Origin of the sequence: Streptomyces sp. NPDC013157, assembly GCF_042899865.1 — a bacterium.
In the GTDB taxonomy this organism is placed as follows: Bacteria; Actinomycetota; Actinomycetes; order Streptomycetales; family Streptomycetaceae; genus Streptomyces.
This window is the reverse complement of sequence record NZ_JBIBAK010000004.1, coordinates 318,100-342,028: the sequence shown is the minus strand read 5'-3', so window position 1 is coordinate 342,028 and position 23,929 is coordinate 318,100. Positions and strand designations below refer to the sequence as shown.

General features: G+C 71.3%; 20 protein-coding genes. 10 read left to right on the top strand and 10 right to left on the bottom strand.

The features are described 5' to 3' along the window. Genes hisB through hisD form a run of 3 tightly spaced genes read right to left on the bottom strand, consistent with a single transcriptional unit; the run spans position 1 to position 3,022 of the window. Positions 1 to 594: an imidazoleglycerol-phosphate dehydratase HisB gene (hisB, locus tag ACFY6U_RS14835; RefSeq protein WP_390038140.1), complete on the bottom strand. Its 594-nt coding sequence runs from the start codon at positions 592 to 594 to the stop codon at positions 1 to 3. Then, positions 591 to 1,700, bottom strand: a complete 1,110-nt coding sequence (locus ACFY6U_RS14830; protein ID WP_351489553.1) for a histidinol-phosphate transaminase — start codon at positions 1,698 to 1,700, stop codon at positions 591 to 593. Before ACFY6U_RS14830 ends, hisB begins: the two co-directional genes overlap by 4 nt. Next, positions 1,697 to 3,022, bottom strand: coding sequence for a histidinol dehydrogenase (gene hisD / locus ACFY6U_RS14825; protein WP_390038138.1), 1,326 nt, complete (start codon positions 3,020 to 3,022; stop codon positions 1,697 to 1,699). Before hisD ends, ACFY6U_RS14830 begins: the two co-directional genes overlap by 4 nt. A gap of 247 nt (positions 3,023 to 3,269) precedes the next feature. Here hisD and ACFY6U_RS14820 point away from each other — a divergent pair, with 247 nt between their 5' ends. The 4 genes from ACFY6U_RS14820 (at position 3,270) to ybaK (ending at position 7,337) form a co-directional block, all read left to right on the top strand. Next, on the top strand, positions 3,270 to 4,847 hold the full coding sequence (locus tag ACFY6U_RS14820; RefSeq protein ID WP_390038136.1) for an oxidoreductase: 1,578 nt from the start codon (positions 3,270 to 3,272) through the stop codon (positions 4,845 to 4,847). Positions 4,848 to 4,998: 151 nt separating this feature from the next. After that, the gene (locus ACFY6U_RS14815) at positions 4,999 to 6,063 is read left to right on the top strand and encodes a hypothetical protein (RefSeq protein WP_390038134.1); all 1,065 of its coding nucleotides are present in this window, start codon (positions 4,999 to 5,001) and stop codon (positions 6,061 to 6,063) included. An 11-nt stretch (positions 6,064 to 6,074) separates the two neighbouring features. Further along, complete coding sequence (locus tag ACFY6U_RS14810; protein WP_351489521.1) at positions 6,075 to 6,815, top strand: LON peptidase substrate-binding domain-containing protein; 741 nt, start codon at positions 6,075 to 6,077, stop codon at positions 6,813 to 6,815. A 15-nt stretch (positions 6,816 to 6,830) separates the two neighbouring features. After that, the gene (ybaK, locus tag ACFY6U_RS14805; RefSeq protein WP_390038132.1) at positions 6,831 to 7,337 is read left to right on the top strand and encodes a Cys-tRNA(Pro) deacylase; all 507 of its coding nucleotides are present in this window, start codon (positions 6,831 to 6,833) and stop codon (positions 7,335 to 7,337) included. 664 nt (positions 7,338 to 8,001) lie between these two features. Here the strand turns inward: ybaK and ACFY6U_RS14800 are convergent. From ACFY6U_RS14800 to ACFY6U_RS14785, 4 genes are all read right to left on the bottom strand, one after another. Continuing rightward, positions 8,002 to 8,658 (bottom strand): AAA family ATPase, encoded by a 657-nt coding sequence (locus ACFY6U_RS14800; RefSeq protein ID WP_351489526.1) that lies wholly within the window; start codon positions 8,656 to 8,658, stop codon positions 8,002 to 8,004. A gap of 34 nt (positions 8,659 to 8,692) precedes the next feature. Beyond that, complete coding sequence (locus ACFY6U_RS14795) at positions 8,693 to 9,520, bottom strand: ABC transporter permease (protein ID WP_351489528.1); 828 nt, start codon at positions 9,518 to 9,520, stop codon at positions 8,693 to 8,695. Positions 9,521 to 9,620: 100 nt separating this feature from the next. Continuing rightward, complete coding sequence (locus ACFY6U_RS14790; RefSeq protein ID WP_390038129.1) at positions 9,621 to 10,595, bottom strand: ABC transporter ATP-binding protein; 975 nt, start codon at positions 10,593 to 10,595, stop codon at positions 9,621 to 9,623. A 226-nt stretch (positions 10,596 to 10,821) separates the two neighbouring features. Beyond that, the gene (locus ACFY6U_RS14785) at positions 10,822 to 12,045 is read right to left on the bottom strand and encodes an NYN domain-containing protein (RefSeq protein ID WP_390038128.1); all 1,224 of its coding nucleotides are present in this window, start codon (positions 12,043 to 12,045) and stop codon (positions 10,822 to 10,824) included. Between the two features lie 220 nt (positions 12,046 to 12,265). Here ACFY6U_RS14785 and ACFY6U_RS14780 point away from each other — a divergent pair, with 220 nt between their 5' ends. Further along, positions 12,266 to 12,445, top strand: a complete 180-nt coding sequence (locus tag ACFY6U_RS14780) for a hypothetical protein (protein WP_390038126.1) — start codon at positions 12,266 to 12,268, stop codon at positions 12,443 to 12,445. A 124-nt stretch (positions 12,446 to 12,569) separates the two neighbouring features. On the opposite strand, the gene dnaE is transcribed toward ACFY6U_RS14780, so the two are convergent. Next, positions 12,570 to 16,109: a DNA polymerase III subunit alpha gene (dnaE, locus tag ACFY6U_RS14775; protein ID WP_390038124.1), complete on the bottom strand. Its 3,540-nt coding sequence runs from the start codon at positions 16,107 to 16,109 to the stop codon at positions 12,570 to 12,572. 222 nt (positions 16,110 to 16,331) lie between these two features. Between dnaE and ACFY6U_RS14770 the strand changes: the two genes are divergently transcribed. From ACFY6U_RS14770 to ACFY6U_RS14755, 4 genes are all read left to right on the top strand, one after another. Then, complete coding sequence (locus tag ACFY6U_RS14770) at positions 16,332 to 17,681, top strand: DUF2252 domain-containing protein (protein ID WP_351489539.1); 1,350 nt, start codon at positions 16,332 to 16,334, stop codon at positions 17,679 to 17,681. A gap of 67 nt (positions 17,682 to 17,748) precedes the next feature. Continuing rightward, entirely contained in the window at positions 17,749 to 18,441 is a 693-nt protein-coding gene (locus ACFY6U_RS14765; protein WP_390038122.1) for a hypothetical protein, read from the top strand. 128 nt (positions 18,442 to 18,569) lie between these two features. Further along, positions 18,570 to 19,412: a thioredoxin domain-containing protein gene (locus tag ACFY6U_RS14760; protein WP_390038121.1), complete on the top strand. Its 843-nt coding sequence runs from the start codon at positions 18,570 to 18,572 to the stop codon at positions 19,410 to 19,412. 94 nt (positions 19,413 to 19,506) lie between these two features. Next, on the top strand, positions 19,507 to 21,177 hold the full coding sequence (locus ACFY6U_RS14755; protein ID WP_390038119.1) for an alkaline phosphatase D family protein: 1,671 nt from the start codon (positions 19,507 to 19,509) through the stop codon (positions 21,175 to 21,177). Between the two features lie 7 nt (positions 21,178 to 21,184). Here the strand turns inward: ACFY6U_RS14755 and ACFY6U_RS14750 are convergent, their stop codons facing one another. Next, positions 21,185 to 21,754: a dienelactone hydrolase family protein gene (locus ACFY6U_RS14750; protein ID WP_390038117.1), complete on the bottom strand. Its 570-nt coding sequence runs from the start codon at positions 21,752 to 21,754 to the stop codon at positions 21,185 to 21,187. A 122-nt stretch (positions 21,755 to 21,876) separates the two neighbouring features. Between ACFY6U_RS14750 and ACFY6U_RS14745 the strand changes: the two genes are divergently transcribed. Next, a complete protein-coding gene (locus ACFY6U_RS14745) occupies positions 21,877 to 22,995 on the top strand; it encodes a mechanosensitive ion channel family protein (RefSeq protein ID WP_390038651.1) in 1,119 nt (372 codons plus the stop codon). A gap of 27 nt (positions 22,996 to 23,022) precedes the next feature. Here the strand turns inward: ACFY6U_RS14745 and ACFY6U_RS14740 are convergent, their stop codons facing one another. Then, positions 23,023 to 23,763, bottom strand: a complete 741-nt coding sequence (locus ACFY6U_RS14740; RefSeq protein WP_390038115.1) for an SDR family NAD(P)-dependent oxidoreductase — start codon at positions 23,761 to 23,763, stop codon at positions 23,023 to 23,025. Positions 23,764 to 23,929 lie beyond the last annotated feature (166 nt).

Below are 23,929 nucleotides of genomic sequence, written 5' to 3'. Positions count from 1 at the left end.
TTACAGCGCGCCCTTCGTCGAGGGGAGGATGCCGGCCGCGCGCGGGTCGCGCTCGGAGGCGTAGCGCAGCGCCCTCGCGAGCGCCTTGAACTGGCACTCCACGATGTGGTGCGCGTTGCGCCCGTACGGCACGTGCACGTGCAGGGCGACCTGCGCCTGCGCCACGAAGGACTCCAGGATGTGCCGGGTCATGGTGGTGTCGTACTCGCCGATCATCGGCGCCATGTTCTCCGGCTCGGTGTGCACGAGGTACGGGCGGCCGGACAGGTCGACCGTGACCTGGGCGAGGGACTCGTCCAGCGGAACCGTGCAGTTGCCGAAGCGGTAGATGCCGACCTTGTCGCCGAGGGCCTGCCTGAAGGCGGCGCCGAGGGCGAGGGCGGTGTCCTCGATGGTGTGGTGCGAGTCGATGTGCAGGTCGCCGTCGGTCTTCACGGTGAGGTCGAACAGACCGTGCCGGCCGAGCTGGTCGAGCATGTGGTCGTAGAAGCCGACGCCGGTGGCGATGTCGGTCTTGCCGGTGCCGTCGAGGTCGATCTCGACGAGGACCGAGGTCTCCTTGGTGGTGCGCTCCACGCGCCCTACGCGGGTCATGCGTCCAGCTCCTTCTTGACTTCACGTACCGCGTCGAGGAACGCGTCGTTCTCTTCGGGGGTTCCGGCGGACACCCGCAGGAAGCCGGGCACGCCGTTGTCCCGGACGAGGACTCCCCGGTCGAGGATCTGCTGCCACACCGCGTGCGGGTCCTCGAACCGCCCGAACTGCACGAAGTTGGCGTCGGACTCGGTGACCTCCAGGCCCGCCGCGCGCAGTTCGGCGACCAGCCGGTCCCGCTCGGCCTTCAGCTGCTCGACGTACTTCAGCAGCGTGCCGGTGTGCTCCAGGGCGGCCAGCGCGGTCGCCTGGGTGATCGCCGACAGGTGGTACGGCAGCCGTACGAGCTGTACGGCGTCCACCACCGCGGGGTGGGCGGCGAGGTAGCCGAGGCGCAGACCGGCCGCGCCGAAGGCCTTCGACATGGTGCGGGAGACGACGAGATTCGGCCGACCTTCGAGCAGCGGCAGCAGCGAGGCGCCGTGGCTGAACTCGATGTAGGCCTCGTCGACCACCACCATCGACGGCTTGGCGGCCTGGGCGGCCTCGTAGAGCGCGAGGACCGTCTCGGCCGGTACCGCGTTGCCCGTGGGGTTGTTGGGGGTGGTGACGAAGACGACGTCCGGCTTGTGCTCGGCGATGGCCGCCGAGGCCGCCCCGACGTCGAGGGTGAAGTCCTCGTTGCGGGGGCCGGAGATCCAGCGGGTGCCGGTGCCGCGCGAGATGAGCGAGTGCATCGAGTACGACGGCTCGAAGCCCATCGCCGTACGACCGGGTCCGCCGAAGGTCTGCAGCAGCTGCTGGATGACCTCGTTGGAGCCGTTGGCCGCCCACACGTTCTCGACGGAGAGCGGGTGGTTGCCGGTCTTCGTCAGGTACTTGGCCAGCTCGGTGCGGAGCTGGACCGCGTCCCGGTCGGGGTAGCGGTTCAGGTCCCGGGCGGCCTCGCGCACCCGCTCGGTGATCCGCTCGACCAGCGGTTCGGGCAGCGGGTAGGGGTTCTCGTTGGTGTTCAGCCGTACGGGGACGTCCAACTGGGGCGCGCCGTAGGGGGACTTGCCGCGCAGCTCGTCCCGTACGGGGAGATCGTCGATGCCGAAGCTCACTTGCTCGTCGGTACCTTCCATCCGAACCTCGCCTTGATCGCCGCGCCGTGCGCGGGCAGGTCCTCGGCCTCCGCAAGCGTGACCACGTGGTGCGCGACCTCGGCCAGCGCGTCCTTCGTGTAGTCGACGACGTGGATGCCGCGCAGGAAGGACTGGACGGAGAGCCCGGAGGAGTGGCAGGCACAGCCGCCGGTGGGCAGCACGTGGTTGGACCCGGCGGCGTAGTCGCCGAGGGAGACCGGCGCCCAGGGCCCGATGAAGATCGCGCCCGCGTTCTTCACCCGGTCGGCCACTGCGGCGGCGTCGGCCGTCTGGATCTCCAGGTGTTCGGCGCCGTACGCGTCGACGACCCGCAGGCCCTCCTCGACGCCGTCGACCAGGACGATCGCGGACTGCCGGCCCTTGAGGGCGGGGACGATCCGGTCCTCGACGTGCCTGGTGGCCGCGACCTGCGGCTCCAGCTCCTTCTCGACCGCGTCGGCGAGCTCGACCGAGTCGGTGACCAGGACGGCTGCGGCCAGCGGGTCGTGCTCGGCCTGGCTGATCAGGTCGGCGGCGACGTGCACCGGGTCGGCGGTGGCGTCCGCAAGGACGGCGATCTCGGTGGGGCCCGCCTCGGCGTCGATGCCGATCTTGCCGGTGAAGTAGCGCTTGGCGGCGGCCACCCAGATGTTGCCGGGGCCGGTGACCATGTCGGCGGGCGGGCAGGACTCGGTGCCGTACGCGAACATCGCGACGGCGGTGGCGCCGCCGGCCGCGTACACCTCGTCGACGCCGAGCAGGGCGCAGGCGGCGAGGATGGTCGGGTGCGGCAGGCCCCCGAACTCGGCCTGCGCCGGGGAGGCGAGGGCGATCGACTCGACGCCGGCCTCCTGCGCGGGCACCACGTTCATGACCACGGAGGACGGGTAGACCGACCGGCCGCCGGGCGCGTAGAGCCCGACGCGCTCCACGGGCACCCACTTCTCGGTCACGGACCCGCCCGGCACGACCTGGGTGGTGTGGGTCGTACGGCGCTGCTCGCGGTGGACGAGACGGGCGCGCCGGATGGACTCCTCCAGGGCCGCGCGCACGGCCGGGTCGAGCTCGTCCAGCGCCTTGGCCAGGGCCTCGGCCGGGACCCGGACCTGCTCCAGCGTGACCCCGTCGAACTTCTCGGCGAAGTCGATCAGCGCCGCGTCGCCCCGATGATGCACGGCCTCGCAGATCGGACGCACCTTCTCCAGGGCGGCCGAGACGTCGAAGTCGGCTCGGGGCAGCAGGTCGCGCAGGGCGGGGCCCTCAGGAAGGGCGTCGCCGCGCAGATCGATTCGGGAGATCACGGAATCAATTCTCTCAGACGGCACTCGGGGCCCGTCCGCGCGTATCAATGGCTGATACAGAACGTGAGCCGCCGGCTGCACCCGCCGCCGGTCCGTGGCCGATACGCGACGCGGGGCAACGGCCGGTACATAGCCTGGCCGGAACCCGGAAGATCACCTTCACCAACTGTGTTCGCGATCTCACGCACCGGGCATCACCGGTTGTACCGAACATGACCCGCGAGTAGTTGAGGAAGAAGGAAAAGCCGTGACCGAGGGGGACGGCGTCCGGGACGGGGATCTGCCGGACGATCTGACCGCGGCCGAGGCCGGTATGTGGCAGGCGTTCCGCAACGGCAGCGTGTACGACCTGAGCAGCGGCGACCTGCACGTGGACGATCCGCACGGCGGCCACCCGTGGGGTCCCGAGCGGACCGTGCGGGCCCGGATCGTGTGCTGGCTGCTGCTCGACGGGCCGCCCGCGCTCGCCGGCCGGGTGTCCTCGCTGAAGCTGGTCGGCGTCCGGATCACCGGCCCCCTGGACCTGGCGGGCGGCACGGTCCTGCCGTACATGGAGCTGCGCGGCTGCCGGTTCGACGACGAGATCCTGCTGCCGGAGGCGCACTTCACGACCGCGCGGTTCGTGGACTGCGCGGCGCCGCGCCTGGAGGCGGCCCGGCTGCACACGGAGGGTGACCTGCATCTGCCGCGCTGCCGCTTCCTCGGCGGGGTCCGGCTGACCGACGCGCACATCGGCACCGATCTGCTGCTGAACCAGGCGGTGGTGTACCGGGACCGCAGCGGGCGGTCGATCGCCGCGGACGGCATGACCGTGGGCCAGGACCTGCAGGCGGAGCTCCTGGAGACGCACGGGGAGCTGAGTCTGCGCAGCGCCAAGGTGGGCGTCTCGCTGAGCCTGCGCGGGGCGCGGCTGCACAACCCGGACGGGCGGTTCGCGCTGAACGCGCCCCAGCTGACGGTCGGCCGGACCCTGTACCTGACCCCGGCCGGGGTGGGCGGCCCCTGGCAGAGCGGGACGACCCCGGCGCGCGGGACGCGGATCCAGCGGTTCGAGTGCCAGGGCGGGATACGGCTGGACGACGGGCGGTTCGGGGACGCCATCGACCTGGAGCGGGCCCGGTTCACCTTCACGGACGACCAGCAGCTGTCGCTGCGCCGGGTACAGGCGCCGGAGCTGCGGTTCCTCGGCGAGGAGCCGCAGCGCGGTGGGGTGCTGCTGTCCGGCGCCCGGGTGGTCAACCTGGTCGACCGGGCGACCAGCTGGCCGGGCCCGGGTCGGCTGCACATGGGCGGCTTCGCCTACGAGAACCTGGTGCCGCAGGGCCCGTTCCCGCTGACCCGGCGGCTGGACTGGGTGGCGGCGGCGACCGCCGAGTACAACCCGGAGCCGTACGAGCGGCTGGCGGCCGTGCTGCGGGCCGCCGGCGAGGACGAGGACGCCCGCGAGGTGCTGCTCGCCAAGCAGCGGCGGCGCCGCGAGACGCTGCCGCCGGCCGCCAAGGTCTGGGGGTACGCGCAGGACCTGACGGTGGCCTACGGCTACCGGCCGGGCCGGGCGGCGGTGTGGATGGCGGTGCTGTGGGCGGCGGGCACGCTCGCGTTCGCGCACGCCCCGCATCCGCCGATGAACTCGGGCGGCCACCCGGCCTGGGATCCGGCGCTGTTCGTCCTGGACCTGCTGCTGCCGGTGATCGACCTGGGGCAGGTCGGCCAGTGGCGGCTCACCGGCGGCTGGCAGTGGGCGGCGGCGGCGATGATCCTGCTGGGCTGGATCCTGGCGACGACCGTGGCGGCGGGGGCGACGAGGCTGCTGAGGCGGGGGTGACCACCGGTGCCGCCGGGCAGCCGAGTGGCTCCGCCGACAGGCACCGAACAGGTGAGCAATAGTCACCTTTTACCCGCCCTTGACCGGCGGGCATACAACTTTCATGGAGTTGGCCGTACCGTCTGGCGCTGCGCCGACCTGCGGACCTTCAATGGTCAACGCCATGGCTTCGCTGCGCGCGCTCTTCCGTTCCGCTCGGAGGGCAACGAACGCTTCGCCTCTCGCCGCCGGACCGCACCCGGGCGACGACGAGGTGTTCCTCGACGCGCCCGACGACCGGCTCGCCCCCGCGCTGGTCGCGGCCGGCCGGGGCGAGTACGAGCCCGCCGCGAACCTGCTGGCCGGCACCCGGCGCGCGGCCGAGTGGGAGGAACGCGACCGGTACGTGCACCGGCTCGCCCTCTTCGCCCGCTCCCGCGCCGAGTGGCTCGGCCAGTGGTCCGCGGCCGCCCCGCACGACCCGGACGTGCTGCTGGTCCAGGCCCAGCTCGCGGTGGACCGGTCCTGGGACTCCCCGGCCCGCGCGGAGCTCCTGCGCCCGCTCAGCCCGCTGATCACCGCGGCCGCGCGCGGTGACGACCGGGACCCGGTGCCGTGGCGGATCGCGCTCGACCACGCCCGGGGGACGAACGCCGGCCACCGGTACTTCGAGGAACTGTGGGAGGCGGCGGTCCGCCGCGCCCCGCACCACTACGGCTGCCATGTGGCGGCGCTGCGCTATCTGGGCACGTACTGGCACGGCTCGCACCACGAGTGCTTCGACTTCGCCGACCTGGCCGCGATGGACGCCCCGCCGGACTCGCTCGTCCAGGCCCTGCCGGCCCGCGCGGCCTTCGCCTACCTCACCGACGGCTGCGGACCCGAGGTGCCGCGGGCCCGCCTGGACGCGGCGGTGGACCGGGCGATCGCGCTCTCCGCGCGGTTCCCGGCGGCCGACACCTGGCCGGCCGAGATCCGCAACAAGCTGATGTACCTGCTGGTCCGCCTGGAGCGCTGGGAGGCCGCCCGCACCCAGCTGCGCCTGATCGGCCCGTACGTCACGTCCTTCCCCTGGGGCCGGCTCTCCGACGACCCGCTGGGCCAATTCGTACGCCTGCGCGCCCACCTGCTGGCCGGTACGGAACCGCTCCCCGAGGCCGTGCTGATCCCCTCGCCGAGGGCCGCGGGGCGCCCACGGGCCGAGCACGGCGGACATGTTCCCGCCGATGACCACTAGGCTGTGGCGCCGTGACCACCGTCCGTCTCCCTCTCTTCCCGCTGAACTCGGTGCTGTTCCCGGGGCTGGTGCTGCCGCTGAACGTCTTCGAGGAGCGCTACCGCGCCATGATGCGCGACCTGCTGAAGACGCCCGAGGAAGAACCACGCCGGTTCGCCGTCGTGGCGATCCGCGACGGCCACGAGGTGGCGCCGAGCGCGCCGGGCATGCCGGACCCGACGGCGCAGCCCGACCGGGGCCCGGCGGCCGGCTTCGGACCCGACCCCCTCAAGTCCTTCCACCGGGTGGGCTGCGTGGCGGACGCGGCGACGATCCGGGAGCGGGCGAACGGCACGTTCGAGGTGCTGGCCACCGGGACGAACCGGGTGCGTCTGGTCTCCGTCGACGCGTCGGGCCCGTTCCTGACGGCGGAGCTGGAGGAGCTGACGGAGGAGCCGGGCGACGAGGCCGGCGCGCTGGCCGAGGGCGTCCTGCGGGCCTTCCGCCAGTACCAGAAGCGCCTTGCGGGCGCGCGGGAACGCTCGCTCTCCACGGGCGTCGACCTGCCCGACGAGCCGTCGGTCGTCTCCTACCTGGTCGCGGCCGCGATGATGCACGACACCCCCACCAAGCAGCGCCTCCTCCAGGCCCCCGACACGGCGTCCCGCCTCCGCGACGAGCTGAAACTCCTTCGCTCCGAGACGGCGATCATCCGTAACCTGCCGTCACTGCCCGCGGCGGAGCTGACGCGGTCGCCGACGAGTCTGAACTGAGCCGGGGTTTCCTGAATGCCGAAGAAGTCGAAGAAGCAGCAGTCCGGCGGCGGGGGCACCCCTGCGACGGTGGCCCTGACCACGGCGGGCGTGGACTTCACGGTCCACTCCTACGACCACGACCCCGCCCACCCGTCCTACGGCGAGGAGGCGGCCGAGGCGATGGGTGTGTCCCCCGACCGCGTCTTCAAGACCCTCGTCGCGGACGTCGACGGCGCGCTCACGGTCGCCGTCGTCCCCGTGGCGGGCAGCCTGGACCTCAAGGCCCTGGCCACGGCGGTCGGCGGCAAGCGCGCGGCGATGGCGGACCCGGCCCTGGCCGAGCGCACGACGGGCTACGTCCGCGGCGGCATCTCCCCGCTGGGCCAGCGCAAGAAGCTCCCCACGGTCCTGGACGCCTCCGCGTCGGCCCACCCCACGATCTGCGTCTCGGCGGGCCGCCGCGGCCTGGAGGTGGAACTCGCCCCGACCGCCCTCGCAACCCTCACGAATGCGACCCTGGCCCCCATCGGCCGTGCGTGACCTCTCGACGAACTCTCCGTGGTCGGTTAAGTACGGAAGACATGTCGAAGAAGACACGGAAAAGAAAGTGGCGCCTGAAAAAGCGCCGCGCGAACCACGGTCGCCGTCCGGCATAGGCGCATGGGGGGCGCCGGGCCTCACGAACCGCGCCCCCTGCAAGTGCGGTGCCGCAGCCCACGCCCACGGACACCGGGTGACAGCCCGACCGCGGGCCGTCGGAGGCTGGTCGCGGCGCCCCTGACGGCGCCTGCACACAGAGCCCCGGGCAGCAGGCCGACTGCAGGCCGCCGGGACCTGGTCGCGCAGTTCCCCGCGCCCCTGGCTCTGCTGCCGCGGCCCCCGCTCACCGGTCACCGAACACTGCTTGCAACCGCCACGGTCCAGCCCGTCCCGCGTTTGAGGACGAGAGCCGCTCGTCACCACATCTCAGCCCGCCCGGCGCTCGAGGACGACTACCGAACGGCACCCCCCTCCCAGCCCACCCAGCGCTCAAGGACAACAACCGGGCGACACCCCCTCCCAGCCCGTCCGGCGTTTGAGGACGAGGCCGTTCAGGCCGAAGCGGGGGTTCGGGGGCGGCAGCCCCCGCGTGGCGGGCGGTCGAAGGGGGCCCACCCCCTGGAGGATGGGACGGGTAGGGGCGGCGGGGCGGGGGCGGGACAGACTAGGCCGGTGGAGCGGCGTACGGGCCGTCCTCGTACGGGGGCTCCGGGTCGCGCGGGCCGAACAGCGCCATCAAGCCCAGATGGACCACCAGCGCCGACAACGACCACGCCAGCAACGCCCCCTTCGCCCCGAGCTTCAGCGGCGCGGAGAACGTCACCCCCTTGCCCACGGCCTTCGCATGGGCGATCACATCCTGCTCCGGCCCCAGCCACACCCCGAGCCGCCAGGCCAGGAGAGACCCGAGCAGCCCCCCGACCCCCAGCGCCACCACCAGCGGCACACCCCCACGCCGCCGCCAAAGAAACACCACGACCGCGCTCACTACCCCGAACGCCAGCGCCAGTAGCGTGAACGTTCCGTCCACCCCCGCCGCCTGCTCCCCCTCGCTGTCCTTGAGGTAGACCGCCCAGCTCTTGCCGGACTGGTCTCCCACCAGCGGCACGTGCGGCGCCAGCCACAGCCACAGCAGCCCGAGCAGCACCCCGCTCACCGCCACCGCGACGGCGATCACGGCGCCTTCCCGCAGTTCGGTCTTCATCCCGGGACCGTCCTGTCCGTACTCCCCCGCGGCCTCCCCGGCAGGCGGCGGAGCCTGCCAGGCCTGATGCGAGGACTGGTCGTGCGGCGGCGGAGGCGGCGTCAACGGTGCGGTCACGATGCCATCGTGCCAGGTCGGCCTGTGGGGCGCGTCACCGGACGGCGGCCCTGCGGTACGCCCAGGTGGCGACGGCCAGCGAGACGACCCCCACCCCTGCGCACACCCCCAGGTCAGCGAGGACGACGGCCCAGTCGGGCCGCGCCCCGAAGGTACGGGCGTAGGCCTCCACACCGTACGTCGAGGGCAGCAGGTCCCGCGCGAACCGGATGATCCCCGGCATCCGGTCCGGCGGCAGCACGCCGAGCAGCAGCGCCGCCGACATGCCCAGCTGCCCGAGGAGCGTGGCGAGTTCGGGGCGCGGCGCGAGCAGTCCGCAGGCCGCGCCGAGCCCCGCCAGAGCCGCCCCCGCGAGCGGGATCACGGCGAGGAGGATCCACAGGTTCCCGAGCGGCAGCCCGAACAGCACGCACCCGAAGGCGGCGGTCACCAGCGTTCCCGGCACGGTGAAGGAGGCGTACGCCGCGGCCGCCCCGAGCACCACCGAGGCCGGCGGCACGGGCAGCGTGGCGTAGTGGTCGAGCCCGCCGCTGGCCCGCAGCTGCCCGAAGTACTGCGCCAGCAGGTTCAGCGCCACGAAGGCCACCACGACCACCGACGAGCCCGCCACCACGGACTGGGCCTCGCCCCGCGAGTCCACCACCCCGCGCATCATGATCATGATGCCGACGGACTGGAAGGTCGCGACGAACAGCAGCGGGATCCGCGCCACCCGGGCCCGGGACAGCTGCGCACGGTAGACGGCCGCCAGCGACGGCCACAGCCGCGCCCGCGGGCCCAGCTCGGCCACCGGGCCGCCCGGCGCCGTCTCCTCCACGGCCAGGGCACCGCCCGGCAGAACCTCAGCGGGTACGACACTCACGTCGCGCTGCTCCCTTTCCGTGCGGCACCTGCGGCCCGTACCGCTGCCGCGTCTTTCCGTACGCGCCCGGCAGCCGTCCTGTTCACCCTCACGTTCGCCGTCACGCCTTCACCAGCCCCTGCCGTGCGGCGCCGCCCAGCGCCAGGTAGACGTCCTCCAGGCTGGGCGTGGCGAGGGTGAAGTCGTCGAGGGCGGCGAACGCGGCCCCGCCGGTCACCGTGGCGACGACGGCACGCGCCTCCTCGGGCGCGAGCCGCAGCGTCCAGCGCCGGCCGGACTCGACGGCACGCTCCCGCAGGACGGCCACCTCGGGCACGTCCAGCGGCGCGTGCTCCCGCCACACCAGCTCGACCCGCACCTCACCGGCGACCCGTTCCTTGAGCCCGGCGGGGGTGTCGCAGGCGATGACCCGCCCCTGGTCGAGGACGGCGACCCGGTCGAGGACCGTCTCGGCCTCGATGACGTTGTGGGTGACCAGCACCACGGTGGCGCCCTGCTCGGCCCGCCGCCGGTCCACGGCGGCCCACACGGCCCGGCGGGCCACGGGGTCCATCCCGGTCGTCGGCTCGTCGAGCACCAGCAATTGCCGTTCCCCGACCAGCGCGGCGGCGAAGCAGGCGAGCCGCCGCTGGCCTCCGGAGAGCTTCTTGAGCGCCCGCCCGGCGATCGGCGTGAGGCCCAGTTCCTCCAGCACGGCGTCGCGCTCGCGCCGCGCCTGGCGCACATCCAGTCCGCGCAGCCGCCCGGTGGTCTCGGCCGCGAGGGACACGGTCAGCTCGTCGAGGGCGCTGGACTCCTGCCCCAGGTAGGCGAGGATCCGCGCGGCCCGCTCCGGGTGCCGCACGATGTCGTGCCCGAGGATCTCGACACTGCCCGCGTCGGGCCGCAGCAGCCCCGTGAGCTGCCGTACGAGCGTCGACTTGCCGGCCCCGTTCGGCCCGAGCAGCCCGAAGATCTCCCCGCGCCGGACATCGAGCTCCACCCCGTCGGTGGCCCGCACCTCGGGCACGGCGGGAGCACCACGCCGCCCTTTGACCGCGGCGTAGGTCTTGGTCAGCCCACGCACGGCACACACGACATCGCCCTGTCGCCGAAGTGCCCGACCCACGCCCGTACTCACAAGGGACGAGACTACGGGGTCGCCCCCGTTTACTCGCCTTTGGGGCGCCTCAGCTTTCCAGCTCCGTGGGGACAGCGCGCCCCAAAGGGGCGCGGGGCTGCATCAATATGCGGCTCCTCCGCGTGGGCGCGACCAGCCCCCACCGGCCCGCAGCCGAACCACCTCCCGCAGTCCCCTCGACTCACTCCGCCGACGCATGCTCCCCGGCCCCCGCCGGCACATCGAACTCTCTCCAGAACCCCGCCCGAATGGCGTAGCGGTCATGCTCGTCGATCTGGTCGTCCTTGTGCGCCAGCAACCCGAACCGCGCCGCGTACCGCAACAGCTCCCCGTCGATCCGGTGCGGAATCCGCGGATACATCCCGGACAGCTTCTGCAGATGCATCTGATCCCCGAGCCGTGACATCCACCGCCGGGCGAACACCTGACCGACCTCGTACGGATCCCCGCCGACGGTCGTGATGTCCTCCTCCCGGTCGGCCCACCGCTGCTCCGCGGTGGTCAGCTGCGCCAGCGTCGGCATGGAAGCCGCCTCCGCCGGCTCCGCCGCGACCCCCGGCCGGTCCACCCACCCCTTGTCGGAGGACCACCGCAGGGTGGCCGTGGTCGCCGGGTGCTGGACCGGCTGCGCGCCCGGTGCCCGCAACGCGGCGAGATCCTTGGGCGTCGGCACCCCCTTCGGCGCCGGCACCCGCTCCGGCGCCCCGTTCTCCACGACGCTCGCCGCGGGCGCCCGCTCCACGTCCTCGGTCCCCGGCTCGGGGGCCGCCGCCAGTGAGGACTCGGGCAGGGGCGCCGAGAGGATCGCGGCGATCTCCGGCCGCGGGACCGGCGGCGGCGCACAGACCCCGGTCAGCTCCTTGGCCCGTACCGCCTGGGTGATCCACGCCCGGTCCAGCACCCGCCGCTCGTCGGCCTCGGCGACCAGGTCCTCGGACTGGTTGTAGTCGCCGTCGGCGGCCTGCACGGCCCACAGGTGTACGGCCACCCCGTGCTCCTTGGCGGCCATCATGCCCGGCAGCAGGTCCCCGTCGCCGGTCACGAGCACGACGTCGGAGCAGGCACGGTTGCGGGCCAGCTCGGTCAGCTCGGCGTGCATGGCCGCGTCCACGCCCTTCTGCGCCCAGCGTCCGTCGCTGCGGGTCAGCGCCCCGAGCCGGACGGTCACCCGGGGCATCACGCGCAGGCGGCGGTGTTCCGGCTGCGGGACACGGTCGGGTGCGCCGTCGAACCAGTAGATGCGCAGCAGCGGACGCTCGGTGTCGGACTCCGCGCGGTCGCGCAGCGCCTGGATCAGCGCGGCGTGGTCGACGGTGATGCGGGATCGGGAGGGCTCACCGGCGAGGAGACTGGCGGCGGCACCCAGCAGATACCCGGCGTCCACCAGGACGATGCAGCGGTCCACGCGACTCACCCTCTTTCCGGGAGGTTTGCTTTCGGGGCTTCCTTCGAGTCTGCCCGACCACGCGGGGGTTAACGGCCCGAACTCGATCTTCGGCGTGGCGTTTCGGGTCCTTGCTCTCCGACAAGCCCTGTTACAGACGGTAATTATCCGAAATGCGTCTGTTGTCAGCCTATGTGAATCTGAATTCGGCCCCTAGATCCCCCACAGGAGGCAGATCACCATGGCCAAGAACAAGAACCGCAAGGGTGGCTCCCAGAGCCGCACCCCGCAGCAGACCGAGCAGACCCACGAGCACGGGCAGCGGACGTCGGGCGAGACCCAGGACTCGCCGGTGACGCACATCCAGGGCAGCCCGGCCGACGTTGCGCGCAAGAAGCAGAAGAGCTTCGGCCACAACTGAGCGGACTGACCAGGTCCCTGCGGGCTGTTGAAGCCCGGGCATGCGGGAGGGGCGCACCCGTTGCGGGTGCGCCCCTTCCGCGCGCGTACGACGGCGCCTGCGGCCGTCCGTACCGGGTGAGGACCTATCCGGCCAGGCAGGACGGGCCGAGCAGCACCTTGAGGTCGCCGAACAGCGCCGGGTCCGGCTTCACCCGGTGCCGGTCCAGGCGCAGCACGGTCGTCTTGGTCGGGCCCTGGAGCTTGATCCGGACCTCGCTGTCGCCCTTGTGGTGGCTGAGGATCTCGCCGAGGCGGCTGACCATGGGCGGGGTGACCCGGGTGGCCGGGATGGTGAGGATCACGGGCGCGTTGGTGCCGGCGTTGGAGAGGTCCGGTACCGCCAGTTCCATGGCGACCAGCCGCGGCACGTCCTCGCGCTTGTCGAGCCGGCCCTTGACGAACACGACCGCGTCCTCGACGAGTTGGGTCGAGATCAGCTGGTAGGTCGCCGGGAAGAACATGCACTCGATGGAGCCCGCGAGGTCCTCCACGGTGGCGATCGCCCAGGCGTTGCCCTGCTTGGTCATCTTGCGCTGCAGGCCCGAGATGATGCCGCCGATGGTCACCACGGCCCCGTCGGCGTGCTCGCCGCCGGTGAGCTGGGCGATGCCCGCGTCGGCCTTGTCGGAGAGCACGTGCTCCAGGCCGAAGAGCGGGTGGTCGGAGACGTACAGACCGAGCATCTCCCGCTCCTGGGCGAGCAGATAGGTCTTGTCCCACTCGTCGTCGGTGAACTGCACGTCGAGTCCGAAGCCGGGTTCGCTGGTCTCCTCCTCGCCCATCCCGCCGAAGAGGTCGAACTGGCCCTCGGCCTCCTTGCGCTTGACCGCGACCACGTTGTCGATCATCGGTTCGTACTGCGCGGTGAGGCCCTTGCGGGTGTGCCCCAGGGTGTCGAACGCGCCCGCCTTGATCAGGGATTCCGTGGTGCGCTTGTTGCAGGCGACCGCCTCGACCTTGTCGAGGTAGTCGGGGAAGGAGGCGTACTTGCCCTTGGCCTTGCGGCTCTTGATGATCGACTCGACCACGTTGCTGCCGACGTTGCGCACGGCCTCCAGGCCGAACAGGATCACGTCGTCGCCCTGGGCGGCGAAGTTGTGCACCGACTCGTTGACGTTCGGCGGAAGCACCTTGATGCCCATGCGGCGGCATTCGTTGAGGTAGATCGCCGACTTGTCCTTGTCGTCCTTGACGGAGGTCAGCAGGGCGGCCATGTACTCGGCCGGGTAGTTGGCCTTGAGGTAGGCGGTCCAGTAGGAGACCAGGCCGTACGCGGCCGAGTGCGCCTTGTTGAACGCGTAGCCGGCGAACGGGACCAGCACGTCCCACAGCGCCTGGATCGCCTCGTCGCTGTAGCCGTTCTTCTTGGCGCCGGCCTGGAAGATCGTGAAGTTCTTGGCCAGTTCGTCGGGCTTCTTCTTGCCCATCACGCGGCGCAGGATGTCGGCCTCGCCGAGGGAGTAGCCGGCGATGATCTGGGCGGCCTTCTGCACCTGCTCCTGGTAGACGATCAGGCCGTAGGTGACCGCGAGGACCTCTTCGAGGGGCTCCTCCAGCTCCTTGTGGATCGGGGTGATCTCCTGGAGCTTGTTCTTGCGCAGCGCGTAGTTCGTGTGCGAGTCCATGCCCATCGGGCCCGGACGGTAGAGCGCCGACACGGCGGAGATGTCTTCGAAGTTGTCCGGCTTCATCAGGCGCAGCAGGGAGCGCATGGGGCCGCCGTCGAACTGGAAGACGCCGAGGGTGTCGCCGCGCTGGAGCAGTTCGAAGGTCGTCGGGTCGTCCAGCGGGAGCGCCAGGAGGTCGATGTCGACGCCCTTGTTGGACTTCACCATCTTGACGGCGTCGTCCATGATCGTGAGGTTGCGCAGGCCCAGGAAGTCCATCTTCAGCAGGCCGAGCGACTCGCAGCTCGGGTAGTCCCACTGCGTGATGGTCACACCGTCGGTGTGCCGCACCCACACCGGAACGTGCTCGGTGATGGTCTCGCTGGACATGATGACGCCGGCGGCGTGCACACCCATCTGCCGGACCAGGCCCTCGACGCCCTTGGCGGTGTCGATGACCTTCTTCACGTCCGGCTCGTTCTCGTACATCCCCCGGACCTCGCCCGCCTCGTTGTAGCGGGGGTGCGCGGAGTTGGTGATGCCGTCCAGGTCGATGCCCTTGCCGAGGACGTCGGCGGGCATGGCCTTGGTGATGCGGTCGCCCATCGCGTACGGGTAGCCGAGCACGCGCGCGGAGTCCTTGATCGCGTTCTTGGCCTTGATCTTGCCGTAGGTGCCGATCATGGCGACCTTGTCGGCGCCGTACTTCTCGGTCACGTACCTGATCACCTCGACGCGCCGGCGCTCGTCGAAGTCGATGTCGACGTCGGGCATGGAGACGCGCTCGGGGTTGAGGAACCGCTCGAAGATCAGGCCGTGCGGGATCGGGTCGAGGTCGGTGATGCCCATGGCGTAGGCGACGATCGAGCCGGCCGCGGAGCCTCGGCCGGGGCCGACCGCGATGCCGTTGTTCTTGGCCCACATGATGAAGTCGGCGACGACGAGGAAGTAGCCCGGGAACCCCATCTGGATGATGACGTCCATCTCGTACTCGACCTGCTTCTGCCGGTCGTCCGGGACGCCGCCGGGGAAGCGGCGGTCCATGCCCCGGCGGACCTCCTCCTTGAACCAGGTGACCTCGGTGTAGCCGTCGGGGATGTCGAACTTCGGCATGAGGTTCTTCGCCTCGAACATGCCGGTGGTGTCGACCATCTCGGCGACCAGGAGGGTGTTGGCGCAGCCCTCCTGCCAGGCGTCCGAGGAGTCGATGGCGTACATCTCGTCCGTGGACTTGAGGTAGTAGCCGGTGCCGTCGAACTTGAAGCGGTCCGGGTCGGAGAGGTTCTTGCCGGTCTGGATGCACAGCAGGGCGTCGTGGGCGGTCGCCTCGTGCGCGTAGGTGTAGTGCGAGTCGTTCGTCACCAGCGGCGGGATGCCGAGCTTCTTGCCGATCTCCAGGAGGCCGTCGCGGACCCGGTGCTCGATGTCGATGCCGTGGTCCATCAGCTCCAGGAAGTAGCGGTCCTTGCCGAAGATGTCCTGGTAGTCGGCGGCGGCCTTCAGGGCCTCGTCGTACTGCCCGAGGCGCAGCCGGGTCTGGAGCTCGCCGGAGGGGCAGCCGGTGGAGGCGACGATCCCCTCGGACCACTGGGCGATGGTCTCCTTGTCCATCCGGGGCCACTTCTGCAGCCAGCCCTCGGCGTACGCGTCCGAGGAGAGCCGGAAGAGGTTGTGCAGCCCCGTGCTGTTCACGGCCCACATCGTCTTGTGGGTGTAGCCGCCGGAACCGGAGACGTCGTCCCGCTTCTGGTGCGGCTGGCCCCACTGGATCTTGCGCTTGTTGCGCCGCGACTCGGGGGCGACATACGCCTCGATCCCGATGATCGGGGTGACCCCGGCCTTCTTCGCGGAGTGGAAGAAGTCGTACGCCCCGTGCAGGTTGCCGTGGTCGGACATGGCGATGTGCGTCATGCCCATCTCGTTGCAGGCGTTGAACATGTCCTTGAGCCGCGCGGCACCGTCCAGCAGCGAGTACTGGGTGTGGACGTGCAGGTGCGTGAAGGGCGGCTTTGACACGGTTTCGGCCTCCAAGGGAAACGGGCGTCGACGATCTGCCCACCGGCTGCGGACAGTCTGGTGGGACAGCGGAATCCTATGCCTCGGCACTGACACCGGGCGGGCTGCCCCGCGTACCTTCATGCGAAGAAAGCGGGCACTCCCGCGGACCGTCGCACGTTGGTCCGGGCGAGAGATCCGTGCCACATGTCAGGCATCACCCGTACCAGGAGGCACCCAGCGATGTCGGTCCCCCAGCTCAACGGCGAGCAGCGCGGCGAGGAGATCCTCGCCGTCTTCGACACCGCCTTCGGCGAGCTCCTGGCCGCCGACCCGGCCGCGTTCCGCGTGAAGTTCCGGAAGATGGCGGCCTCGGCCTTCGCCTTCTACCGGGGCACGGCCGCGCTCTTCTACCACGACCTGGACGCGGTCCACGCCGGCCAGGGCGGCGGGCGGACATACACCGGTCCGTACCTGGACGAGCGCACCTCGCGCGTGTGGATCCACGGCGACCTGCACGCGGAGAACTTCGGCACGTACATGGACTCCAACGGCCGCCTGGTCTTCAACGTCAACGACTTCGACGAGGCCTACGTCGGCCCGTTCACCTGGGACCTGAAGCGCTTCGCCGCCTCCATCGCGCTCATCGGGTACGCGAAGGCGCTCAGCGACGAGCAGATCACCGAGCTGGTGGAGGTGTACGCGGACGCGTACCGCGAGCGCATCCACGCGCTGGCGACGGGTGCGAAGAGCGACGAGGTGCCGCCCTTCACCCTGGACACCGCCGAGGGCCCGCTGCTCGGCGCGCTGCGCGCGGCCCGCTCGCTGACCCGTTTCGAGCTGCTGGACTCGATGACGGAGATCCGCGACTGGGAGCGCCGCTTCGCCTCCGGCGGCGGCTCCATCGAGTTGGACGCGGCCACCCGCTACAAGGTCCTGGCCGCCTTCGACGGCTACCTGGAGACGCTCCCGGAGTCGTCGCTGTCCCGTCCGGACTCCTACCGGGTGAAGGACGTCGTCGGCCGCCGCGGGATCGGCATCGGCTCGGCCGGCCTGCCGTCGTACAACATCCTCCTGGAGGGTGCCACGGACGCCCTGGAGAACGACGTGGTGATCTACATCAAGCAGGCCCAGACCCCGGCCGTCTCCCGGCACGTCACGGACCCGGCGATCCGCGACTACTTCCGGCACGAGGGCCACCGCACGGTGATCTCGCAGCGCGCCCTGCAGGCGCACGCCGACCCGTGGCTGGGCTGGACCGAGCTGGACGGCGCGGGGCAGCTGGTCGCCGAGGTGTCGCCGTACGCGGTGGACCTGGACTGGAGCGACATCGACGACCCGGAGGAGATCGCGGCGGTCGTCGCGGACCTCGGCCGGGCCACGGCGTCGATGCACTCGGCGGCCGACGACACCTCCGGCGAGTCCCTGGTGCCGTTCTCCACCGAGCGGGCCATCGACGCGGCGATAGCGGCCGACGAGGACGGTTTCGCAGGGCTGCTCACCGAGTTCGCGCACAGCTACGGCGCCCGCGCGCGTGCCGACCACCAGATCTTCGTCGACCTCTTCCGCAACGGCCGCATTCCAGGGCTGTAACCTTCGCCGATTCTCAGGGCCTTTTTAGGGGTCCCTTACATGAGTACGTGACAGACTCTCCACCGCTATGGACATATCCGGGACCCAGCTCAGAGCCGTGCGCGCGGCGCTGTTCACGGCTTTCGTCGTGACGCTCAGCACCGCGTCGCACGTGCTGCTGTCCCGGGCCCCGCTGCCGTTCACCACGGTGGCCGCGGTCGCCGCCGGGGTGTTCGGCACGGCGTACGCGCTGGCGGGCCGCGAGCGCGGCTTCGGCCGGATCGCGGTCCTGCTGATCCCGCTGGAGCTGGCCGCCGACACGGTCTTCACCACCGGCCAGCACGCCTGCTACGGCCGCGCGGGCGGCCCCATCGCGGGCCCGCTGCGTGCGGTCGGCCTCGACGTGCTCTGCCACGGCGGCACGGTCGGCACCCCGCTGGCCCGGATGACCGGCGGCTCCCGCACCGCCGTGGCCCTCGCGCACGCCGACCCGGCCGCCGCCTGGCTGCTGCTCGCCGCGCACGTCGGCGTCGGTCTGCTCGCCGCCGCGTGGCTGCGTCGCGGCGAGCGCGCCCTGACCCAGCTGCTGCGCGCGGTCGCCGCCACCACCTTCCGCCCGCTGCTCCTCGCGGCCGCCGCGGGCACGGCCCGGCCGGCTCCGGTACGACGGCTGCCGCGCCCGGCACCGCACCCGGCCGCCGTCCGCGACCTGCTCCTCGTGCACTCCCTGGGACGGCGCGGACCGCCGTGCTCCGGGGCGCTCGCCCTGCCCTTCGCCTGAGCGCCCCCGCCCGCCCGAGCACGCCCCTCGTCCGAGTACTCCGAACACTTCGAGCGCTCCGAGTACGACGAGTCCCCCACACGTATCCCGCGTACGACATGTGCGCGTCCCCTATGGAGATCACCGACATGAGCAAGCGGAACAGCGCAGCTGCCAAGAACGCGGCCCGGGAGCGGCTGCGCGCCGAGCGCGAGAAGCAGGCCAAGCGTGCCAAGGTCAGGCGGCAGGCCATCGTGGCCTGCTCGGTCGTGGCCGTGCTGGCCGCGGCGGGCGGCATAGGCTATGCCGTCGTCCAGGCCAACAAGCCGAGTTACTGGGAGTCGGAGAAGGACGCCAAGGTCGTCGCCCCGGCCAACACGACGGGCACGGACGGCACCACCGTCGTCATCGGCAAGTCCACCGCCACGAAGACCCTGAAGGTCTACGAGGACCCGCGCTGCCCGATCTGCGCCCAGTTCGAGCAGACCGTCGGTTCGACGGTGAAGAAGGATATCGACGACGGCAAGTTCAAGATCCAGTACATCGGCGGCACGTTCCTCGACGGCGACGCGCTCGGCAAGGGCACGATCGGTTCCCGCGGCGAGGGCTCCAAGAACGCGCTGAGCGCCATGGGCGCCGCGCTGAACGTCAGCGACGAGGCGTTCCTGGAGTACAAGACCGCGCTGTACTCGAAGAAGTGGCACCCGGACGAGTCCACCGACAAGTTCAAGAACGACAGCTACCTCATCGAGGTCGCCGACACCGTCCCGGCGCTGAAGAACAACAAGTCCTTCCAGGCCGACGTGAAGTCCGGCAAGTACGACGCCTGGGCGCTGGCCATGTCGAAGACCTTCGACACCAACAAGGACGGCGTGACGGGCACCCCGAGCTTCGTCATGAACGGCAAGATGCTGACGGCCGACTCCAACGGCAACCCGCCGATGACGGTCGAGGCCTTCAACTCCGTGGTGGACGCGGCCCTCAAGGGCTGACGCCGGACCGGAATTCCCGGCTCCACGTGAAGAGCAGGCGAACTTTCGTCGGTTCGCCTGCTCTTGTTCATACTGGTCAGTAACCTGAGCGCTCGTGACCAGTCGAATCAGATCAATACAGTCTTCCGAGAGTGCACACTCCCTCTCCCCTCGCCGCCGTACGGTCGTCAAGGCCGCGGCGGCGACCGCTGTCCTGGCCGCACCGCTGGCCGCCGCACTGCCGGCCCGGGCCGCCTCGGACGCGCCCGCCTTCCTGCACGGCATCGCCTCCGGCGACCCGCTCCCCGACGGCATCCTGCTGTGGACCCGGGTGACGCCGACCGCCGACGCGACGCCGGGCTCCGGGATCGGCCCGGACACCGAGGTCAGCTGGGTCGTCGCCACCGACAAGGCGCTGACGAACGTCGTCTCCAAGGGCTCCACCACCGCGACCGCCGCCTCCGACCACACCGTCAAGGCGGACATCCGCGGCCTGGCCCCGGCCACCGACTACTGGTTCCGCTTCTCGGCCGGCTCCACGGACTCCCCGGTGGCGCGTACCCGCACCGCACCCGCGGCGGACGCCACCGTCCCGGGCCTGCGCTTCGGCGTGGTCTCCTGCGCCAACTGGGAGGCCGGCTACTTCGCCTCCTACCGGCACCTGGCCGCGCGGAGCGACCTCGACGCCTGGCTGCACCTCGGCGACTACATCTACGAGTACGGCACCGGCGAGTACGGCACCCGGGACACCGTGGTCCGTGAGCACGCGCCCACCCACGAGATCATCACCCTCGCCGACTACCGCATACGGCACGGCAAGTACAAGACCGACACCGACCTGCAGGCCCTGCACGCCAAGGCGCCGGTCATCGCCATCTGGGACGACCACGAGTTCGCCAACGACTCCTGGTCCGGCGGTGCCGAGAACCACACCGAGGGCGCCGAGGGCACCTGGACGGCCCGTCAGGCCGCTGCCAAGCAGGCCTACTTCGAGTGGATGCCGGTCCGCCCGGCCATCGCCGGCACCACCTACCGCCGGCTGCGCTTCGGCAAGCTCGCCGACCTCTCCCTGCTCGACCTGCGCTCCTTCCGCTCCCAGCAGGTGTCCACGGGCAGCGGCTCGGTCGACGACCCGGACCGCACCATCACCGGCCGCGCCCAGCTCGACTGGCTCAAGGCCGGTCTGAAGGCCTCCGACACCACCTGGCGGCTGGTCGGCAACTCGGTGATGATCTCGCCGTTCGCCATCGGCTCACTCTCCGCCGACCTGTTCAAGCCGCTCGCCAAGCTGCTCGGCCTGCCCCAGGACGGCCTCGGCCTCAACACCGACCAGTGGGACGGCTACACCGACGACCGCCGCGAGCTGCTGGCCCACCTGCGCTCCAACGCGATCGGCAACACGGTGTTCCTGACCGGCGACATCCACATGGCCTGGGCCAACGACGTGCCGGTGGACGCCGGGACCTACCCGCTGTCCGCCTCGGCCGCCACCGAGTTCGTGGTCACCTCGGTGACCTCCGACAACCTCGACGACATCCTCAAGGTCTCCCCCGGCGTCGTCTCCACCGTCGCCGCCCCGGTCATCCAGCTGGCCAACCGCCACGTGCACTGGGTCGACACCGACCGGCACGGCTACGGCATCCTGGACATCACGGCCGCGCGGGCGCAGATGGACTACTACGTCCTCTCCGACAAGACGAAGGCCGACGCCACCTCGTCCTGGGAGCGGTCGTACCGCACCCGCAGCGGCACCCAGAAGGTCGAGCGCACCTACGACCCGGTGTAACCGTCACCTACAGCGTGTCGAGGAAGCCGAGCGCCACCCGCCAGGTGGCCTCGGCGGCCTCCTCGTCGTAGTCCGGCAGACCGGGGTCGGTGTAGAGGTGACCGGCTCCCGGGTACCGGTAGACCTCCACGTCGGCGCCGGCCCGGCCCATCTGCAGGTACCAGGCGCTGAGCCAGTCGTCCGTCTCGAAGGCGTCCGGCTCGGCCACGTGCAGCTGCACCGGCAGGTCGTCCACCGAGGCGCTGGGCGCGATGTCCGACGTGCCGTGCAGAAGCAGCAGCCCCCGCGCCCGCTCGTCGCCCAGCGCCAGCGTCTGCGCGATCGAGGCGCCCAGCGAGAACCCCGCGTACACCAGCCCGCGCCCCGAGTACGGCGCCGCCGCCAGCACGGCCCGCTTCAGCAGCTCGTCCTTGCCGAGCGACTCGTTGAACTCCATGCCCTCCTCGACGGTGTCGAACGTGCGCCCCTCGAACAGGTCCGGCGTCCACACCTCGTGCCCGGCGGCACGCAGCCGGTCCGCGGCCTCGCGCACCGCGGGCCTGAGCCCATAGGACGAGTGAAAGAGCATGATGTTCATGCGCCCATGGTGCCAGCCGCCGCCGACAGTACCGACCTGCCTCCGACCGCGACCGTGACGTCCTTCTCACCGGGCGGCATGTTCAGGACCCCACAGATCCGGTTACGTTCGAAGCCATGGAGATGGAGAACGTACTCCGCCCGCTGATCGTGTTCGGCGGCGCCGTCGTCCTCACCCTGCTGATCGGCTGGGCGACCGATCTACTGCTGCGCAAGGCCGACGCACGGCACAGCGAGACGCCGCTGTGGGGCCTGCTGCGCCGCGGCCGCATCCCCTACCAGCTGGTGCTGTGCGCGGCCCTGCTCAGAGGCTCCTACGACCAGGCCCAGCTGATCCTGGAGCACCGGGTCGCCGTCGGCCAGATCCTGACCCTGGTGCTGATCGGGTCGGCCGCCTGGCTGGTGGTGCGGATCGCGGCGGCCATCGTGCAGTCGACCTACGACCGCTATGCCCGTGCCCACCACGACGCGGCCCGGGTCCGCCGGGTGCGCACCCAGGTGTCGCTGATCATGCGGGTGGTGACGGCGGTCGTCGGTGTGGTGGCCGTGGCGGCGATGCTGCTGACCTTCCCGGCGATGCGCGCGGCCGGCGCCTCCCTGCTGGCCTCCGCCGGAATCCTCGGCATCGTCGCCGGTGTGGCCGCCCAGTCCACCCTGGCGAACATGTTCGCCGGTCTGCAGATCGCCTTCGGCGACATGGTGCGCCTCGGTGACACGGTCGTGGTCGACGGCGAGTGGGGCACGGTCGAGGAGATCACCCTGACCTTTCTGACGGTACGGACCTGGGACGAGCGCCGGATCACCATGCCGGTGTCGTACTTCACCTCCAAACCCTTCGAGAACTGGTCGCGGGGCACCCCGCAGATGACCGGGATCGTCTACTGGCATCTCGACCACTCGGCACCGGTCGAGGCCATGCGGGACAAGCTCCAGGACATCCTGCGCGAGTGCCCGGCCTGGGACGGGCGGGCCTACGGCCTGGTGGTCACCGACTCCACGCCGAACACCATGCAGGTGCGGGCACTGGTGACCGCCAAGGACGCGGACGACATCTGGACGGTCCGGGTGACCGTCCGCGAGCAGATGATCACCTGGCTGTGCGCGGAGCACCCGTACGCCCTGCCCCGGGTCAACACGGCCGACGCGGTCCTGCCGCCCGGCGGGATCATCCCCTCCCAGGACGGGGTGGCGGCCGGCGCCGACCGGCGCCTGCACGAGCGGCCCTACACCGGCCCCCGCTGACCGCTCCGCTCTCCTCGCCCCGCGCCCTCAGTGGCCGCGTTCGGCGCCGCCGTTGACCTGGACGATCTGCGAGGTGACGTGCCCGGCGGCCGGGGAGGCCAGCCAGTGCAGGGTGGCGGCGACGTCACCGGGGATGCCGGCCCGCCCCGTGGACGTCTCGGCGACGAGCCGCTCCCGCCGGGCCTCGTCGACCGGGCCGCCGAAGAACTCGGTGTCCTCGACATATCCGGGCGCGACCACGTTCACGGTGACCCCGCGCGGCCCCAGCTGCCGGGCCAGGTCATGGGCGTAGGGGTGCAGGGCGGCCTTGGACGCCGCGTAGGACCCGGTTCCCGAGCCCCGGAAGGCCGCTATGGAGCTCAGGAACAGTACCCGCCCGCCGGGGTCGGCGAGCCGGTCCTTCAGCGCCTCCGTGAGCAGCACGGCGGTCAGCGTGTTCTGCCGGAAGTTGCCGCTCCAGACACGGGCGACGGCGTCGAGCGGGTCACCGGCCTCCGCGCCGGGCGCGAACGCCGCGTTCCCCCCGGCACTGTGGACGAGCACGTCCACGGTGCCGAACTCCTCGGCGACGAACCGCGCGACCTCGCGCACCTGCTCGGGTTCGGCCAGATCGGCGGCGTACACCTCCGCCCCGGGCACCCCCGCCTTCTCCAGCACCTCCCTGCGCCGCCCGAGCAGCAGCACCCGATCCCCGTCCCCGGCGAACACCCGCGCCGCGGCGAGCCCGATGCCGGTTCCTCCACCACTGATCACAATGTTCCGAGCCATGATCTGAGACTACGAGCGGGAAGCCGACGGCGCCTGCGACTGTCCACAGCTGACATGTGCTTGTATGACCGACGCGGTACCAGCGCCCCCGAAGGGGCGCTGGGGGTGCCCCCGGCCGAAGGCTGGGGGAGGAACTGCGCGACCAGCCACGACGAAGCCGCAGCCG

What these genes read in the sequence shown, in the direction of transcription:
- hisB (WP_390038140.1), bottom strand. Translation starts at nt 594, where the DNA reads ATGACCCGCGTAGGGCGCGTGGAGCGCACCACCAAGGAGACCTCGGTC.
- ybaK (WP_390038132.1), top strand. Translation starts at nt 6,831, where the DNA reads ATGCCGAAGAAGTCGAAGAAGCAGCAGTCCGGCGGCGGGGGCACCCCT.
- ACFY6U_RS14780 (WP_390038126.1), top strand. Translation starts at nt 12,266, where the DNA reads ATGGCCAAGAACAAGAACCGCAAGGGTGGCTCCCAGAGCCGCACCCCG.
- ACFY6U_RS14740 (WP_390038115.1), bottom strand. Translation starts at nt 23,763, where the DNA reads ATGGCTCGGAACATTGTGATCAGTGGTGGAGGAACCGGCATCGGGCTC.
- ACFY6U_RS14815 (WP_390038134.1), top strand. Translation starts at nt 4,999, where the DNA reads ATGGTCAACGCCATGGCTTCGCTGCGCGCGCTCTTCCGTTCCGCTCGG.
- ACFY6U_RS14750 (WP_390038117.1), bottom strand. Translation starts at nt 21,754, where the DNA reads ATGAACATCATGCTCTTTCACTCGTCCTATGGGCTCAGGCCCGCGGTG.
- ACFY6U_RS14765 (WP_390038122.1), top strand. Translation starts at nt 17,749, where the DNA reads ATGGACATATCCGGGACCCAGCTCAGAGCCGTGCGCGCGGCGCTGTTC.
- ACFY6U_RS14770 (WP_351489539.1), top strand. Translation starts at nt 16,332, where the DNA reads ATGTCGGTCCCCCAGCTCAACGGCGAGCAGCGCGGCGAGGAGATCCTC.
- ACFY6U_RS14760 (WP_390038121.1), top strand. Translation starts at nt 18,570, where the DNA reads ATGAGCAAGCGGAACAGCGCAGCTGCCAAGAACGCGGCCCGGGAGCGG.
- ACFY6U_RS14745 (WP_390038651.1), top strand. Translation starts at nt 21,877, where the DNA reads ATGGAGAACGTACTCCGCCCGCTGATCGTGTTCGGCGGCGCCGTCGTC.